The organism is uncultured Winogradskyella sp. (genome assembly GCF_947498005.1).
Classification (GTDB): domain Bacteria; phylum Bacteroidota; class Bacteroidia; order Flavobacteriales; family Flavobacteriaceae; genus Winogradskyella.
This window is the reverse complement of the sequence record NZ_CANMIW010000002.1, coordinates 47,023-64,669: the sequence shown is the minus strand read 5'-3', so window position 1 is coordinate 64,669 and position 17,647 is coordinate 47,023. Positions and strand designations below refer to the sequence as shown.

Genomic DNA, 17,647 nt, shown 5'->3' with positions numbered 1-17,647 from the left:
ACATATGCTAAAAGTGCCAAAACCTTTCGATTTACTTTTTGATTTCAAATGCAGAAACCGCACTATCATTATTAGAAATAATCAGAATACTCTTTTTACCACATTTTAGAACTTTAGCATCTCTACTATCTGCTGGGATATAAAAACCACTTTGAGAAGTGGAAAGATTTTCAAAATTATTGTTACCATCGTTCAATAAGACATTACCAAACCCAGCATCATAGCGCGTGGTTTCAACTTCAACACCGTAGTGATTACCAATTGTTAAAATATCGCTATTTCCATCGTTGTTGAAATCCATAACGATAGACGATTTAATTGGCGTTACTTGAGCTTCAATAGGTAGTGGTTTTCTAATTAAGCGACCACCTTCATTAATTAAAATAACACTTTCAAAACTCTCTATCTCATAAACAACTCCTTCTTCAACTTTATCTACAGGTAGAATGTCTATTAATTTTGAAGATGCAAAACTATGGTAGTCTTTAAATTTATCTGCAACATAAGGCATTTGCTGACTTGTACATTCTCTTCCTCGCATTGGCACATAATCATCCTTATAGAATTTTGCTAGGACCACATCATTTGTTCCATTATCATCAAAATCATTAACGTAAACTTTAAAAGGGTGCTCTGCAGAGGCTTTAAATTTATTATTTAAACCAAGGTTTCCTATAATGTAATCGTCATCACCATCATTATCTAAATCACTAGCTGTAATAGACCACCAAATTCCTCTTGTATTTTTTAAACCAAAATCAGTAGAACTATTTTTAAAAATGCCCTCTTTATTCTCTAACACTTTGATCTCCATCCATTCACCAACAATTAATAAATCTTCATCTCCATCTTTATCCACGTCTGAAAATACGGCATCTGTAACCATACCAATATTGCTTAATTCTATAGCTGTTTCATTAGATGCTTTACTATAAATACCATTATTATTGATGAGCAAATAACTACTTGCAGGAAATCCATATTGACCAGATTTTAGTCTTGTACCTACAAACAGATCTAAATCGCCATCGTTATCAATATCTGAAGCTTTTACGCAAATTGTGCTTTCATAAACATTAGGAATTGCTTTCTCATTTTTTATAAAACTTCCGGTTCCTGAATTGATATACAATCTATCCTTTAACAACGTGTTTCCTTGAGTGTATTCACTGCCTCCACTAGTAACGTATAAATCTAAATCATTATCGCCATCAACATCTAAAAATAATGCTCCCAAATCTTCAGATGCTTTGTCTTGTTGCCAAGGCTGAGAGCTACTTAATTCAAATCTTCCATCTGGTTTTTGTAAATAAAGCACACCTGATTGTCCTGCGGCTCCACCAATAAATAAATCTTCAAATCCGTCATTATTCACATCTGCAACAGACGAAAAAGGTCCGTTTTGAGAAATATTGTGCGGTAGCAAAACTTCTTCTTTGTATTCGTTTAACTCATTTTCATCATGAACAAAATCAATACCTAAATTTGATGCTTTGGTTTCTAAAAAGAGTTTTTCTGAGACTTCTGCTTTTTTTGATACGGCTTCCGCTTTTGAATAAATTGCGGTTATTGCTTTGTTTGCACTAACATCTTCAAACATATTAGTTTTACCATCTGGCCAAATCACTTCAATTTTGTCTATTTCTTTATCTTTACCTAAGCCAAAAAACAGACCAGGTTCTACCGACGATAAATAGCCTCGCGTTACCACATTCTCTGAAACCTGTTTTTTTCCATTATGATAAATTATTGCTTTTGCACCATAACCTAATTGATTTCTATCTGAACCTTTAAATTTAATCTTAAGGTAATTCCCGTTGGTTTTATTTTCATAAACAAAAGCAGGCGCTTCCATATTATTAACAACAATATCTAAATCGCCATCATTATCCAAATCGCCATAAGACATTCCGCTAGAAAAACTTGGTGTATTAAAACTCCAATCTTCTGCAACTCTTTCAAATTTATAATTCCCTTTATTCTTGAAGGCATGATTAGCTAATGGTACAGATGGCGCAGATTTTGTCATCTCAAAAAACTCTTGAGAATCCGTTTCCAATTTTTTGTATAAATCTGTTAAAAAATCATTGTTTCTAACATCTTTTTTTACACCGTTTGAAATGATTATATCTTTTAATCCATCATTATCTAAATCCACTAATAAGCCTGCCCAACTCCAATCGGTTTTTGCAATACCTGCAATATTTGCAATATCTGAAAAACTATTTCCATTATTAATTTGAAGCGTATTGGTCATATATTGGTAATGATTACCATCATCTACTAAAGCATGAAATTTCTCAGCACTCATAGAACCCATATTAGTCTTTGAGCGATAGTGGTCATCTGATGCCATGTCTAAGGTAATTAGATCCATAAGGCCATCATTATTTATATCACCTGTATCAGTTCCCATACTAAATTGAGAGATGTGTTTTAGTTTATCATCAATTACATTTTTAAAAGTTCCATCGCCATTATTATAATACAACATATCTGGTTTATCATAGTCATTTGCTATGTACAAATCCGTCCATCCATCGTTATTAAAATCTGACGCACTTACACTCAATCCGTATGTCATATCTCTAGAAATACCCACTTCTTCAGATACATCAGTATATTTCCCATTATCATTTCTATATAATTTATCCTTATAATAAACTTCGCGTTTTTTAGGAATATTTATGTAGCGCTTAAACAATCTAGAGTCAGGAAGTTGATTGACTTGATACATATCTAAATCACCATCATTATCCATATCAAAAAATACGGCTTGCGAAGAGAATCCAAGATCTGCTAACCCATAGAGCGAAGCAGATTCTGTAAACGTAAGGTCTTGATTATTTATTAAAAGTTGATTTTTACGCTCTTCTGGCTTCATAGATTCGCCATTTCTACTAATATAAATATCTAAATAACCATCATTATTCACATCTGCCATGGTCACTCCCCAAGACCATCCAGAATTTCTTGCAACTCTCGATGATTTTGTAATATTTTCAAATTTTAAATCGCCTTTATTTAAATACAGTCTATCACTAACTTGGTTACCACAGAAGAATATATCTGGCAATCCATCATTGTTGATATCTCCTATAGCTACACCAGCTCCACTATATATTTGGTTATAGTATAAATGATTGACTTTCTCCGATTCTTTAATCGCGTTGTTAAAATCTATACCTGTTTGTTTTGGAGATAATAACTGAAATCCACCAACTAAAGTTTCTGGGTTTAAATCTCGTTTTGGTTCTTGATTACAATTAAGAATAAAAAGGCAAAATAAACTTGCGATTGAAAGTTGAATTTTAGTAGTCTTCATATTATATTTAGTATTATAATCAATGTAGTAAAGATATGGAATTATGAAGGCTAAGAATACAATTACATACTAAGATTCTGCTTTTCGTGCATCCAATTCTGCTCTAATTTCATTGGCACGTTCTTCAGATAAATTGTAATTACGCATGATGTACATCGCTACAAGTGTACCTAAGATAGGTAAGCCGGAGAAGAACAACCTTAAACCTGTAATTGCTTCTTCTGTTTGAGTTGTAGCACCAGATTCAAAACCTATGATTGAAAAAATAAGTCCGCTTAGTCCACCAGCAATTCCAAATCCAAACTTTACCATCCACCAATAGATAGCGCCAAAAACACCTTCGCGTCGCTTGCCTGTGTTAAGTTCATCTAGATCTATTACATCTGCCGTCATAGACATCATTAAAGTAAATAAACCTCCAATTCCAAAAGAGAAAAAAGGTAATGCAAATAAAAACATATATGGCTTTCCAGGTATAAACAAGAACCATAACATAATATAGCCGATTACTGAGACACCTTGAGATACCATAAAGGCTTTTTTCTTCCCTAATACTTTAGCCATTTTCGCAACTACCGGAATTACCATAAACGTAGTTACTAACGCACCAACACTACCAAAAAGTGTTGGCCACCACCATGCACCATCTGGACCTGTCACACCATCAAACAAATAATACACTACAATAAAATAAGTAAAAGCGGCTACTGTATTAAATGCATTGAAAACTAAAAAAGTAGCTAAACATAGTTTTCTAAACGGCTTCATTTTAAGAGCCTCTCTAAAATTAACAACAAAAATTATACGTAATTTTTGAAGAATGCTTGCAAAAGTTACGCTCTCATAATTTTCATTTATCGTAGATTTTCCTTTTATAAAAATCGCTGGTATCATTGCGAAAATCATACACGCAAGTGCGACCCAAATAGCCAATTCTCTTACTGCTATTGCACTAGAAGCAAACCAATCTTTGTCATCCATTAAAATCCAAAACCATGGTGCAATTACCCAAGCCCATTGTCCTATAAACTGAGCAATTGCCATAATATTAGTACGCTCATGAAAATCATCACTCATTTCATATCCCATAGCAACATATGGTACACTGAAGATAGTTAGTCCTAAATAAAACAATAGAGACCAAAAAAGAAAATAAGCAAAATTATAATCGATGCCGTTCACAGGATATAGTTGCCACATTATTGTAAACGTAATACCCATAATTATGGAACCAATAAAAACATATTGCCTTCTTCTTCCCCATTTTGATTTTGTGTTATCTGAAATAAAACCCATAATTGGATCTGTAATAGCATCAAAAAGTCTTGGAACTAAAGAAACTACTCCCCACATCCAGCCAGGAAATCCCATACCCTGAACAAGTACTACAATAAAAATACTTATAATAGCAGGAAACATTTGATTGGCTAGCATTCCAAATCCAAAAGCAATTTTCTGACCTAATGGCACTTTATTGGTTATCGTGGACATGTTTATTTCGTTTTCGTTGGAATTAAAATCGTTTGAATAGCTTGTTGGTTTATTTTTACTTTTACAGTTTCGGATCCAAGCGACAGTGTAAAATTCTTTGGTGTTTTACCTTCGTTAAATAATATAACTGCAATTGATCCATCAAGATTTTTAGCTGCCGTTACCATTAAATCTTTATCAGCATTCTCTACACCAATAACCTCAGCACCTGGTCTTATGTATTTACTAAAATGAGCCATTGTGTAATACAATGGTGTAAAGTAAATGGAATCTGCATCTGGATCTACAATGACTGGTGCCACACACCAATTTTTAAACCAATTTGGTCCTCCTTGTCGATCTAAAACCATGTTCCAATCTACCCAACCATCTACCCAATTATTTAGGCAACCAATAATATCTCTGGCGTAACGATTTACGGGCGAATATTTCGGGTGTAGATGTTTTTCTTCTGGCGAAGCCCAATCCCAACCCCAATCAGTAGCTTCTTTTTTCCAATACCAAGCATCATCTTGCCACTTTGGATTTTCAGAATCAACACAACCTTCGGTTTCAATAAGATATTTTTTTGGTGCTTTGTTATGCGCGTATTGTAATTCCTTAGGTAAATAATCGAATGTACTTTCGTACCAATGAATAGCTAATCCATCAAAATATTTTGATGACGCTTCATTTTTATACATTTCATCTACCCATTCTTTTATACCTTTTCTGTTCTGGTCATATCCGAGAATATTTACGTCTCCAAAACCATCAGCTTCTAATTTTGGACCTAAATGGTTTTGCACAAAATCAGTTTCTTCTTCTGGTGAAAAGTGCATACTTTCCCAATTATTTCCATTTCCATGAGGCTCATTAACTGGTGTTAATCCCCAAATATCAATTCCTTCAGCTTTATAAGCTTCTATGTATTTTGAAAAGTATAAGGCAAACGCATCGTAATATTTTGGCAATAATTTTCCACCAACATATGCTTTGTTGTCTTTCATCCAAGGTGGCGACGTCCAAGGTGAAGAAATGATTTTAAAACCATCTTGAGAAATAGCTTGCGCTTCTTTTATCATCGGAATTAAATCATCACGATCTTCATCGATATTGAAACTTTCCATTTCCATATCATCAACTTTTGGTGCGTAGGTATAGTTAGTTAATGAAAAATCACAAGACGCAATATGTGTTCTTGTTAATGAATACCGCGCACCATCTTCTGCAAAATAAGCTTGAAGAATAGTATCGCGATTCTTTTTACTCAACTTATTTAACAAATAAGCCGAAGACTCAGTAAACGAACCACCAAAACCTGTTATGGTTTGAAATTTTTGCTCTGGTAATATTTTTATAACTGCTGAAGAATCTACCTTAGAAAACTCTGTAATTCTTGTGAGTTTATTTCCACTTTCTGAAGTTTCATAAATTTCGACATCTAAGTTTTCAATTTCTTTTTTTTCTGAAGCACAACTAATTACAGTAAAAATTAAGAGTGCTAATATGCTGTGTTTTGATGTTTTCATGTGTTGATTACACTTATATTATTTGTTTCTTTCTATAACTGTTTAGTGTGCTCCTATAAAACACCCCTAAAGTCCCCTCAAGGGGACAATACTCATATATAAACTAATTTTAATAATTGAATAATTGCATTCAAACAATCTAATTATTAGTGCTATTTACATTCGTATAGATGTTTTTTACAACATCAAATACTTTTTTCTTATTTCTATCAATATCTACAATACCCCAAAATTCTTCATTTGGACTCCCATCAAAAGGAACTCCTGTGCTATTTGGTGCTGTACCTCCTGTGTTTTGTACGTTGTTGTTTCCTGCTTTCCACCAACCATCTGTAAACTGAAATAGTGTTACTCCTGAGCAAATATCTTGACCATTAAATGTGGCTTTCAAAATAATATCTGAAGCATCAGCTTGCATTAATTCATTTACACCTTGTTCATATTTATCCGTTGCCATTTGCATATAGCTGTCTGCTCCTGTCTCAGATAAATACATTGGTTTATAGCTAACTTCCTTCCATTCTTTAAATATCGTTTCTGGTCTTACTGAACGATATACATTCATTCCCCAAACATCAATATTAGGACTCATAGAACGTGCTAATTCTTTTGGTAAATCTCCATGTGCCGTAGTTACAGGATGCGATGGGTCGTTTTTATGAATTGCAGCGGCAGCAGCATTCATTGCTGTGTACCAATTTTTAATATCGCCATCAAACCATTCTGGATGATAGTTATATTCATTACCCAATTCCCACATTAAAATAGCGCTGTGGTCTTTGTATTTATTAACGTAATCTATAAATGTACCAGAGAGGATATCATTTTTTCCACCTTGATTGTATCCAAAACCGATAATTACTTTTATACCTGCTTTACCGATTTCATCGAGTACGCTTTCTTCATTAATTGGCGAATACACTCTGATGGTATTAATCCCAGCATCAACCATTAATTTTAAATCTTGGGTCAGAGTTCCAAAATCTCGTTCGGTAGAATCTCCTTTTGGAACTGGATGATAACAAATGCCTTTAATTAAATAAAATTGATCATTCAGCATTAAATGTCTGCCTGAAACAGAAACCACGTCTTTATTAGAATCGTTTTCAATCTCTGGAACGGCTTCTTTTTTTGTTTCCTCTTTACATGAAACAAAAGTGAATAGAATAGCTGCTATGACTAAAAATTTCTTCATTATTAATCTCTTGGATAATCTGTATTTGGCACTAAAACGTCTTTCATTAATTCCTCTAAATTTCCGTTATACGTTTTTGTTATTGGTTTGCCGTCTCTTGTTAATCCATCAAAAGTTCCATCATCAACCAAACTCCATAAAGGATATTTTGCTTCGCTTTGTAAATTGATTAAGCCAAAGTGGTTTTCTGAACCTAAAGGGTTTTGTCCATCTTTCCATTGCTCGTCAAACGCTTCAAAATAAAAACATGAAATATTTTCTTTTTCAGTCCATGCTCTCATGTGCTTATGATATAAACCTTGCTTATACTCGTCTGTAGCTCTAGAACCGTTGTTGCCATAGTGACCACCAGAAACTGATGCCCAACCGGTTTCTCCAATATGAATCGGTTTGTTTACACCAATACTTTTCATGTAATTTGAAACACTATCATACTGAACTTTGGCAAAATCTAATGCTCTTAACATGGCTGCATCAATTTTCTCTTTATCAGATAAACTTTCCTCGTTTTCAGGAACTTTCCAAAATCCAGGATTGTAATGCGAATTATGATACGCATAGGTATGCATAGAGATGTAATCTACAGCATGCGCCAATTTTTCTAAATCTTCGGTGTGGTAAATAGCATCGCCTCCTCCCCAAGATGAATAATCATCGGAACTTGTTATCCATAAATCTTTAGATAATTCTCCATTTTGTTTTAAGTCTTGAAGATGATTTACCCATTTTAAAATGATCCACGGTTCTACGAAATAACTGGTTGCCCATTTAACCATAGCTTCATTACCAACCGCTAAAACTTTAACAATATCTGGATATTGTTTTGCCAATTCTACGGCAGTTTTAACTTCAACAGTATTTCTTTTGCTTTCTTCTTTATGATTTGGTTCTCCGTTTTCCCAATTGAAAGCGCTTTTGCAATCAATCCAAATACCGAGCATTACATACATTTCGAATTTTGAATCTTCTTTCTTTAATTCATCTATTGCTTTTAAAAGATTTGCCGCTTGATCAAAATGCACATTATAGGTTCTCAACATTTTTATTCCCATGGCACTTAAGATTTTCATGTCTTCCTTAAGTTCTGGAATTGTTGGTTGAATATTTCTGTCTTTTTGTCGATAACCACCATAAGAAATCGCTAAATATTCTGAATTTCCTAATATGTCTTTTGCATTAACAATTGGCTGTTCTTTTTCAGTTTCTTTCTTGTTTTCTTTTTTTGAGTCATTACATGAAAACATAAAAAGCGCCATAAGAACCAATACTATCAATTTTATACTTTTATACATATTAAATCCTTTTAATTATTTCTTAATTGACACGATAATTTGATCAACCTCTCCTGTTCTATTGAAAATTTTATCACTAGTATTCACATCGAGTTTTAAAGTTTCAAATTTTGAAGACGTACCATCCTTGTATATAACTTCTAGTTTCTCAGTATCGTCAAGTTTATAAATAATTGGTACTTGACAATAGGTAAAGCAAAGCGAATCTTTCTTTAGATGAATTGTTTTTTGTGCTTTATTGATAGCTGTATAATTGAAATCATTTGAAGCACTCAAAAATTCCTCAGTTCTTAAAAGTCTTGGGTTAAAATATAATTTACCATCTTCAACAAAAACACCTAACTCTCCAAAACGACACAACACATCTTCCTTAACCTGACCTGTCATTCCTGGTTGCTGTGCACCTTTTCCACCTGGTGTGTGCGAATATGGATCAGTTGGAAAAGCACCATATAATTCTGGCGACTTGTGCGCTCCAATACCTTCGTTGATTTCGTAATAATGCTCTAATAATCTTCCGATGGTTTCTTCGCTCTCGTTTGAGTTTACCGCTAACAAACAGTTTTCTTGTGTTGCCAACAATAATTTAGAAACCATGTGCCAATAAATAGAACCTAAACCTTCATAACCGTAAAATGTTCCTGAACGACCTGTAAACGATTTATGATCAAACATTTCTTCAAAAACATCTAACAGTAATTGCTTATCCTCATTAATTAAGGTTTCGTATTTTCCTTCTGGTAATTTATTTAATGCCGCTTTTAAACTGTCTGCGTTATTAAAATTACCATTAAAATGATACTGACCTGTAACATCCTTTTCAATAATCTGCGTATTACTATCTGCTATTAATTGCTTTAATAATTTTGATTTTTCTACAGACTGAGCCGGAATATTATTCTTATCCACAAAGCGAGATAACTGCTTGTTTGGATATAAAATATAACTGTATTGATCGTCTCTAAAAAGTGCGCTTGCCTTTAAACCATCTAATAAACTCAATGCTTCTTTTGGTTTTAAATAGCCAGAACTTAAAACAGCTACTTGCCCTTCTAACATTTCTGGCAAATATGAAATTGATACTTCTGTATCACTCTCAACCGTCATTAAATTGTACGCATGATATAAATTATCTGTACGCTTATTCGCTTTAATAGTATGGTCTAAATAATCTTTTAATACTTTGAAAAAATCTAATAAATCGGATTTTGAAATCGCTTCTTTATCACTAGTAAAACCTGCTTCGTAGATTTTTAATCTGTAATCACTTCCTGCAGTTCCAAGTCCGTCTAAAATTGTTTTCCTTTCAGTATCAGACACTTTTCCCGATAATACTTTTGAGTTAGCATTTAAAGTAGACACTACAGCTTCAAAAAAGGTTTTTAACTCAACAGAAAGGTTGTAATTTTCATCTGAACCATTCTCTACAATATCTTCAAAGAAATTGATAAAACGTCTCAGATAATATAAAGTTACCATAGAAACTCCGTTACCCACTAATGCGTTGTTAGCGTCGTTCCATTCTGGTCGTTGTGTGTTTAACCAAATTCCACCTTCGGGAATAAAGTTTGACACTTTAGCTAATACTGTTGCTAATAATTTTTCGATTAAGTTGACTTTGTGGATAAAGTAATTCTCATCTCTCAACAAAGCACCATCTGCGCCTAATCTTTCTTTTACGAGATTGATTTTATCGTGTAATTCGTAATCAAAATCAATAGTGTCCTTTGGATTATTTAAGGTGTCTTGATAGCTTTTAATCTTGTAAGGTACATTTGCATATACAAACACATCTTTTGTAAAACTTTCTGCTAATTTTTTAGGATAATGCTTTTCAATAAACTCTAAAAATTTGAGCAAGTATATAATTTGATGATCTCCCCAATATCCTATATAAGACCAAGGATCGTCTGGCTCAATAGCTTCCCAATCGAATCCGCCTTTGGTAACTCTGTAAGGGTTGTAACCTTCAAAAGTAGTGGCATTAAAAAACTTATGAATCATGCCTTCCATGAAAGCAGGATAGGAATGTGCTAGCGTTTCCCAGTTTTGGAAAATATCTCTCCAGTTACCTTCGTAATCTAAGATTTTAGATCCATCTACTTCGCTACGTGTGTTAATTGAAAACTTGTTCCAAGGACGACTAGGATCTCCATGTCTTCTACTAAATTTTAGTGGTAAATACTCATAACACAATCTTTTGAAGTTGGTATCTTCATCTTTGTCAGCAATGTCTTTGATAACATTTACATTGAAAATTTCTGGTAGATTGTTTAAAATATCTTCTTTACTTTTTGAAACTTTTACGTTGGCATTCGCCATATATTTCAAAAAGTCATCTTTTTCAATTTTATAATCATCATCGAAAATTCCACCTCTCATAATGTTGAAAAGTGTATTTGCGAAATGTCTTGTATTTCTTAATTTATCATCTCCAAGTTGAATTCCGTCGGAAGCTCCAACCAATTCTAAGAGGTTTTGTGTACCTGCATCAATATCCTCTTGAATAAGTGCTTCAAGGTTAGTATTGCCTTTTATTTTTTCAGAAATACTATTTATTGCAGAGATGGTTTGATTGACGTTTGCTACAAACATCCAACTGTTTTCACTATTTGGTTCTAAACTTAAATCCTTCGAGATAAAATAAGCGCCTTTTTCTGCTCTGATATCTTCTTCTTGAGAAATGGTTTTACCGTTTCTGAAATTATCTAACTGTAATGATGAAATAAGATGTGTAGGGTTTTCTAATCCTGAAAACCAAACTGTATTCGCTTTTAATGCTTCGCTTGGTTCTGCTTTATCTACAATAATTGCACTCAAAGCAAAAATACCAATGCCAGAATCTGATTCTAATTCGCACTTTTTATAAGCATCAATTAGATTACTCGTTGCATTTTGAAATACAGACGTTAATCCATATGGAAGAATATTTTGAATACCATCTAAAATTGTAACATCAACGTTTCCGTTTGCATTATTTATAAGATTAGCTTTTCTAACAAAACCGAATTGATCACTTGTGTTCCACTCGTATCTGAAAGTGAGGTTTAAATCTTCATTGATTTCTTCAAAAAGCACTTTATTACCATAACTGTTTTTGTACAAATTGCGTTTGGTAGCATAAACCCCTTGATAACGATTAGAAAACGGTTCCCATAAAAATGTTTTATCATCTTTATGCACCTGAACTATAGTTTTACTTCCTGTCGTTTCTAATGATTCTGTGATTTTATCATCTGTATAATAAGGAAATAATGCATTGTTTGAATCCTTACGACCTGCAGATAATGCTCCGTTACTAGAAATAAATAACCAGTGATTAGAATTACTTACCAAACTCATAAAGAATGGTCTCATTTTATCACTGTTAGAGATTTTGTAATACGTTTCATTGTGAAGTATTACAAGTTCTCCTTTTACTTTAAACTCATCGTTAGAAGCGATTTTATTTCCTATATAGATTGGGTTTTTTGTCATTGGTAATTTATAATCTTAATATATATTTAACTGAATTGACTTTAAAGCTTTTAGAAAATAAGGTCGAGCACAAAAAACTCGACCTTATGTAACCTAAACTTAACTCAATTAATCATTATGTGTTTTTATTGATAAACTCTAATATAATCTACTTCCATAGTGTCTTCTGTAAACGCAGGATCAATGGTTCCTCCTAAAGTTCCACCCATTGCAATATTCATTATAAAAAAGAAATCTGCGTTAAATGGAAGATCTGCACTGTTAGATAATGTCATAAACGGAACGTCATCTAATGAAATCTGTATACTTTCTTCACTCCATACGATCGAATACAAATGAAACTCCGTTGAAGCGTTTGCCACACCAGTTGTTTCTCCATAGCTTGCATTCGCAGAGGTGCCATTATCAAACCAATGGCATGTTCCTAAGCTTGTATTTTTATCCCAACCTGTTTGCTCCATAATATCCATTTCGCCACAATGAGGCCAACCTACAGTTGGAAAATTAGAACCCAACATCCATAGTGCTGGCCAAGTACCTTGAGCCGATGGTAACTTTGCACTAATCTCTATTTTACCATAAGTAAATGACTGAAGTCCTTGAGATTTAATTCTTGCTGAGGTATAACCTCCAGAACCATTTGCCTTGGCTGTAATTTTTAATGAGCCACCTTCTACAATAACGTTTTCCGCGTTGTTAGTATACGTTTGAACTTCTTGGTTTCCCCAGCCACCTGCACCTAGGTCGTATGTCCAATTTGCTGCGTTTGGAGCTCCATCTGTATCAAATTCGTCTGACCAAACTAATTCATAATCAACCACTGTACCTGGATCTTCCTCAACTGAGGTTATTGTAAACCACCAATCAAATTCTCCATTACCATCTGTTGATCTTAACACCAATTCATTAGGCACGGATCTATCAAAAATCTCATATGAATGACTGCCACCAATATAATATGAGATAAATCCTATTCCACTTAAACTAATCGTTTCTACGCCTCCTGGCGCAATTAAAACATAGTCTTCTGTATAATCAGCATATGGAAGATTTTCTACATCTGCGCCATTTACATTTCCTCCAGAACCTAAATCACTGATTAAACCATCTCTACCAAATACAGTACCCGAAGTATCAGTGCCTGCATCATCATTAGTATTATTTGTTATGTGTGTAAATGTACCATCTGTACCAAATATAAATCGATCATCGTACATACCAACCCCAACTTTTTCGTCAGGTCCCGCACCATACCATTCTGCTGGGACTGTTCCGCCAACAGGACCTAAACCAAAATGTCCTGGACCTTCTGATTTCATTCTCCAAACTTTAGTGCCATCTCCAATTAAGGTATCTAATAAATCTTGGGGAGGAGAGTATGTTGCTAAGACTTCGATTGTAGTTGAAATAGAGGTAGACAAACCACCTGTTCCATAAGCAATTACAGTAACATCATAAGTATTAATACCCAAATTAGTGAACAATGCCTCAAGCTCTCCTGACGGTGCATTTCTCTCTGTTTCATTATAAAAATATTTATAACTTATAGCATTATCTGCATAAGCAACAAAATTAACTACACCACTACCATCTCCATATAGATTTGAATTATCTTGTCCAAAAATTTCTGAAGATATAACTAGGTTACTTGGTGCTACAATATCTCCTATTGATGCATCATCTTCTTGACAACTGAATAGGCATAGAAAAACACCTAAAAGTGTAAACGAATTAAATATTAAATTTTTCATTTTCAATTTTTTTAAATTTTAGTAAGCTTATACTGCCAAAATACACCTGCTCCTGACTCAATATATACATCCATTGTATTATTATTATCAGAAAGTGTAACGTTATAAACGATAGACTCAGGAACCGCTACATTAGGTAATTCACCTTGGTTGTTTGCTTTTGGCAAACCAATATAAGCTCCTGTTCCATTAATAGTAAGTGTTCCAGCTGATTCGTCAAAAACGTATGTTGCAGCTGCACTACCATCATGTGGTGGAACTGGAGTTCCACAAGCGTCAGTTCCTCCTTGCCACGGTTCAATCCATGTTTCTGTGCCAAGAACATTTGCGAAAGAATTATTTGCGCCAAACACATAAGTATCATCAAAATAACATGATCTTTCAGCAACACAACCGTCATCACATGCAAACCAACTTGTGTCTCCAACACTAGGACCCACACCTAAGGATCCACTTTCCGAAGACATTTGCCATGAACCTTCAATTGGTGAACTAACAACTGATGTATCTTTAACCAATCTATATTGCCAGAATACACCTGCTCCAGACTCAATATAAACATCCATTGTATTGTTATTATCAGAAAGCGTTGCTGTATATGTAATAGAATTAGGCACAGACACATTTGGTAACTCACCTTCGTTATTCGCTTTTGGAAGACCAATATATGCCCCAACACCACTAACAGTAAGTGACCCAGAAACAGCGTCAAAAGTATAGGTTGCTGCAACTGATCCGTCATGAGGTGCAACAGGAGTTCCACAAGCGTCACTTCCTCCTTGCCATGGCTCAATCCAAGTTTCAGTTCCTAATACGTTTGCAAATGAACCATCTGCACCAAACACATAAGCATCATCGAAATAACATGATCTTTCAGCTACACAACTATCATCACATGCAAACCAACTTGTGTCTCCAACACTAGGACCAACACCTAATGAACCGCCTTCTGCAGACATTCTCCAAGTTCCTGCAATTGACACTTCTTCGGTTGCGGCACGATAAAAATAGATATTATCAATAAATGCAGTTCCTCCTTCACCAAAAGGAGTTCCAACGTACTTTAATTGATGTATGTCTTCAACTGTAAAACCTGTTTGACTTGTAAAATCTGAAATAGGAATATCAATGGTTGTCCATTCGTTTGGAGTTAAATCTACTACAATAGGACGCTCACCGTTAGATACGCTTATTAAAGAAACTTCAATTGTTTGCAATACATCTGCTGTCCAAACATCTAAATGTAAATATTCCATTTGAGAAACATCAATAGTTTCACCTATCTGATTACCTTGATAACTTAGGTTACTGTATTGTAACATTTCATCACCTTCTAAATCGAATAACGACCATCCGCTACCACAACATCCTCCTTGACCCCAATCTGGAAAAAAATCTGAGCCTTCTACATCTGTATATGAAGAACTAAAAATAGAAATAACATCCGCACTTGCTCTAGCTGGCGGAATATCTGCTGATGCTAAAGGCTGCAAAATTGCTGTAACTTCAAATTCTTCTGAATAACTTGTAGTAGCAATTGCTCCTCCCATTGCCTCAACAAATATGGTATAAATACCTGCTTCTTGATAGGTAAATGATATTGTTTCGCCAATATTTACAGTTGTTGGATCAACAGTTGGGTCTTCTCCAAAAGAAACCTCATAGAACATTGCAAAATCTGCAGAAGCCGTTACGTTAACCGTTTTGGATAAAGTTCCATCATTTTCAATAGTAACCACCAAATTTTGAGGTGCTTGAAACGAAACAACTATTGTCTGTGAAATTGTAGTTGACAAATCATTTAAACCATATGCTGTAATTAGAACTTCATAACTTCCTTCTTCATATGTATGCTCTAAACTAGAACCTGGTGTGATTGGATCAGACAATTCTGAACCATCACCTAAGTTAATCACAAAATTAGTTACGCCCTCGCCAAGAGGAGTTAATGTAACTAAACCTGAATTATCTTGAGTTATAGTAACGTTTGCAGAAACATTAATTGGTGCTTCTATAGCATCTATAAAATCTGTATTATCATCTTCTTTAGTACAGCCGTAAAAGACTATAACTAAAAGACAAAATCTTAATGTGTGTTTTAATATTTTCATGCTTGTTTTTTTTTAATATCCAGGATTTTGGTTCCAATTACCATTAGAGAATTGAATTTCTTCTATCGGTATTGGAAATAATTCATTTTTATTTGAAGAAAAACCATCAATTTCAGATCCTCTATCTGTTCTCACTAAATCGAAAAAGCGATGCCCTTCGCCAACTAGCTCTACTCTTCTTTCATGATATATAGCCTCAGTAAGTGTTGCTCCTAAAGCACTAACTTCGTTGTCGGTATTACCAAATGCTCTATTTCTTACTCTATTTAAATAGAGCTGCGCTTTGGCATCATCTATTCCTCCTCTATTAAAAGCTTCAGCAGCCATTAATAATACATCAGCATATCTAATAGCTCTATAATTGTTAGGATTTGTTAAGTTTTGATCACCTGTATTCAAATCGCCTTGTCTAGCAATATATTTTCTATTATAATACCCTGTATGCTCAAAACCGGTTCCAAATGTAGCTCCTGTATCTGCTGCCCAATTATTTATATCTAAAATTGCAACATCTTTACGTAAATCACCATCTTCAAACTCATCTACAACCTCTTGTGTCGGAACATTAAAACTAAATCCAGAATCAAACATTGGACCATTGTAATTTCTAATTCCGTTAAAACCTACAGCTACATTTCCTTCACTACATTGCAGACACCCAAAACCTGCTCCTTCTACATCTGTATATTGAACTTCAAATACAGATTCAATTCCATTTTCTCCTGCATTTTCAAAAATCGTATCATAATCAGAAACCAAATTATATGGTCCATTTATAATTAAATTGTCTAAAACTGTAGCCGCTTCTGCAAATTTGTCTTGATATAAATAAGCTTTACCTAATAACGCTTCTGCCGCACCTTTAGTAACTCTGCCTGTTTGTGGTGCTGTATAGGACAAATTGGCTATTGCATATTGCAAGTCTAATTCAATTAGAGCATAAACCTCGGACACGGATGATCTAGGAATAGTTGTTTCATCACCTAAATTGAATCGTTGATCTACTTTTAATGGAATACCTCCAAACCATTTTACGAGTTCGAAATTATAATATGCTCTTAAAAATTTAGCTTCTGCTAATATTATTTCTTTTCCTTCAAAATCTATTTTATTTTGAAATTCCAATAAATAATTTGCTCTATTAACACCTGCAAACATCCAGTTCCAAATATCTCTTAAATTACTATTTACAGAAGTATGTATCATGTCATCAATTTGCTGAAAACCTATTACATCTGTCGCACTTTCTCCTCCACATAAAGTGTTATCTGAAGCTATCTCACCCAACATAACATTTACATATGTTGACTGTAATAAATCATAGGTTGCAATTAATGCGTTATAATAATCATCTTCAGAATTAAAATAATTTTCTGAGTCTATAGAATATACTGGATCTCTTTCCACAAAATCATCGGTACAAGATGGGTAGCAAACTAAAGCTATCAATAAGGCAAGTACCTTTTTTATACTATTATTTTTCATTTTCATCTT

General features: G+C 33.9%; 9 protein-coding genes. All 9 read right to left on the bottom strand.

Annotation, left to right across the window (positions count from 1 at the left end; all coding sequences use genetic code 11):
- Positions 1 to 31 precede the first annotated feature (31 nt).
- Complete coding sequence (locus Q0891_RS03655; RefSeq protein ID WP_299098862.1) at positions 32 to 3,325, bottom strand: VCBS repeat-containing protein; 3,294 nt, start codon at positions 3,323 to 3,325, stop codon at positions 32 to 34.
- A 69-nt stretch (positions 3,326 to 3,394) separates the two neighbouring features.
- The gene (locus tag Q0891_RS03650) at positions 3,395 to 4,816 is read right to left on the bottom strand and encodes an MFS transporter (protein WP_299098861.1); all 1,422 of its coding nucleotides are present in this window, start codon (positions 4,814 to 4,816) and stop codon (positions 3,395 to 3,397) included.
- A 2-nt stretch (positions 4,817 to 4,818) separates the two neighbouring features.
- Positions 4,819 to 6,327: a glycoside hydrolase family 30 beta sandwich domain-containing protein gene (locus tag Q0891_RS03645; protein ID WP_299098860.1), complete on the bottom strand. Its 1,509-nt coding sequence runs from the start codon at positions 6,325 to 6,327 to the stop codon at positions 4,819 to 4,821.
- Positions 6,328 to 6,466: 139 nt separating this feature from the next.
- Positions 6,467 to 7,522: a glycoside hydrolase family 2 TIM barrel-domain containing protein gene (locus Q0891_RS03640; RefSeq protein WP_299098859.1), complete on the bottom strand. Its 1,056-nt coding sequence runs from the start codon at positions 7,520 to 7,522 to the stop codon at positions 6,467 to 6,469.
- Between the two features lie 2 nt (positions 7,523 to 7,524).
- Positions 7,525 to 8,814: a glycosyl hydrolase family 17 protein gene (locus Q0891_RS03635; protein WP_299098858.1), complete on the bottom strand. Its 1,290-nt coding sequence runs from the start codon at positions 8,812 to 8,814 to the stop codon at positions 7,525 to 7,527.
- A 15-nt stretch (positions 8,815 to 8,829) separates the two neighbouring features.
- Positions 8,830 to 12,291, bottom strand: a complete 3,462-nt coding sequence (locus tag Q0891_RS03630) for a hypothetical protein (RefSeq protein ID WP_299098857.1) — start codon at positions 12,289 to 12,291, stop codon at positions 8,830 to 8,832.
- A 125-nt stretch (positions 12,292 to 12,416) separates the two neighbouring features.
- Positions 12,417 to 14,042, bottom strand: a complete 1,626-nt coding sequence (locus Q0891_RS03625; protein WP_299098856.1) for a glycoside hydrolase family 16 protein — start codon at positions 14,040 to 14,042, stop codon at positions 12,417 to 12,419.
- A gap of 11 nt (positions 14,043 to 14,053) precedes the next feature.
- Complete coding sequence (locus Q0891_RS03620) at positions 14,054 to 16,153, bottom strand: hypothetical protein (RefSeq protein WP_299098855.1); 2,100 nt, start codon at positions 16,151 to 16,153, stop codon at positions 14,054 to 14,056.
- Positions 16,154 to 16,165: 12 nt separating this feature from the next.
- Positions 16,166 to 17,638 carry a RagB/SusD family nutrient uptake outer membrane protein gene (locus Q0891_RS03615; RefSeq protein ID WP_299098854.1) on the bottom strand — a complete coding sequence of 491 codons (1,473 nt, stop codon included), beginning with the start codon at positions 17,636 to 17,638 and terminating at the stop codon, positions 16,166 to 16,168.
- Positions 17,639 to 17,647 lie beyond the last annotated feature (9 nt).

Bases quoted from the DNA above. Each gene is read 5' to 3' on its own strand.
- Q0891_RS03615 (WP_299098854.1), bottom strand. From the start codon at position 17,638: ATGAAAAATAATAGTATAAAAAAGGTACTTGCCTTATTGATAGCTTTA.
- Q0891_RS03640 (WP_299098859.1), bottom strand. From the start codon at position 7,522: ATGAAGAAATTTTTAGTCATAGCAGCTATTCTATTCACTTTTGTTTCA.
- Q0891_RS03620 (WP_299098855.1), bottom strand. From the start codon at position 16,153: ATGAAAATATTAAAACACACATTAAGATTTTGTCTTTTAGTTATAGTC.
- Q0891_RS03625 (WP_299098856.1), bottom strand. From the start codon at position 14,042: ATGAAAAATTTAATATTTAATTCGTTTACACTTTTAGGTGTTTTTCTA.
- Q0891_RS03655 (WP_299098862.1), bottom strand. From the start codon at position 3,325: ATGAAGACTACTAAAATTCAACTTTCAATCGCAAGTTTATTTTGCCTT.
- Q0891_RS03630 (WP_299098857.1), bottom strand. From the start codon at position 12,291: ATGACAAAAAACCCAATCTATATAGGAAATAAAATCGCTTCTAACGAT.
- Q0891_RS03645 (WP_299098860.1), bottom strand. From the start codon at position 6,327: ATGAAAACATCAAAACACAGCATATTAGCACTCTTAATTTTTACTGTA.
- Q0891_RS03635 (WP_299098858.1), bottom strand. From the start codon at position 8,814: ATGTATAAAAGTATAAAATTGATAGTATTGGTTCTTATGGCGCTTTTT.
- Q0891_RS03650 (WP_299098861.1), bottom strand. From the start codon at position 4,816: ATGTCCACGATAACCAATAAAGTGCCATTAGGTCAGAAAATTGCTTTT.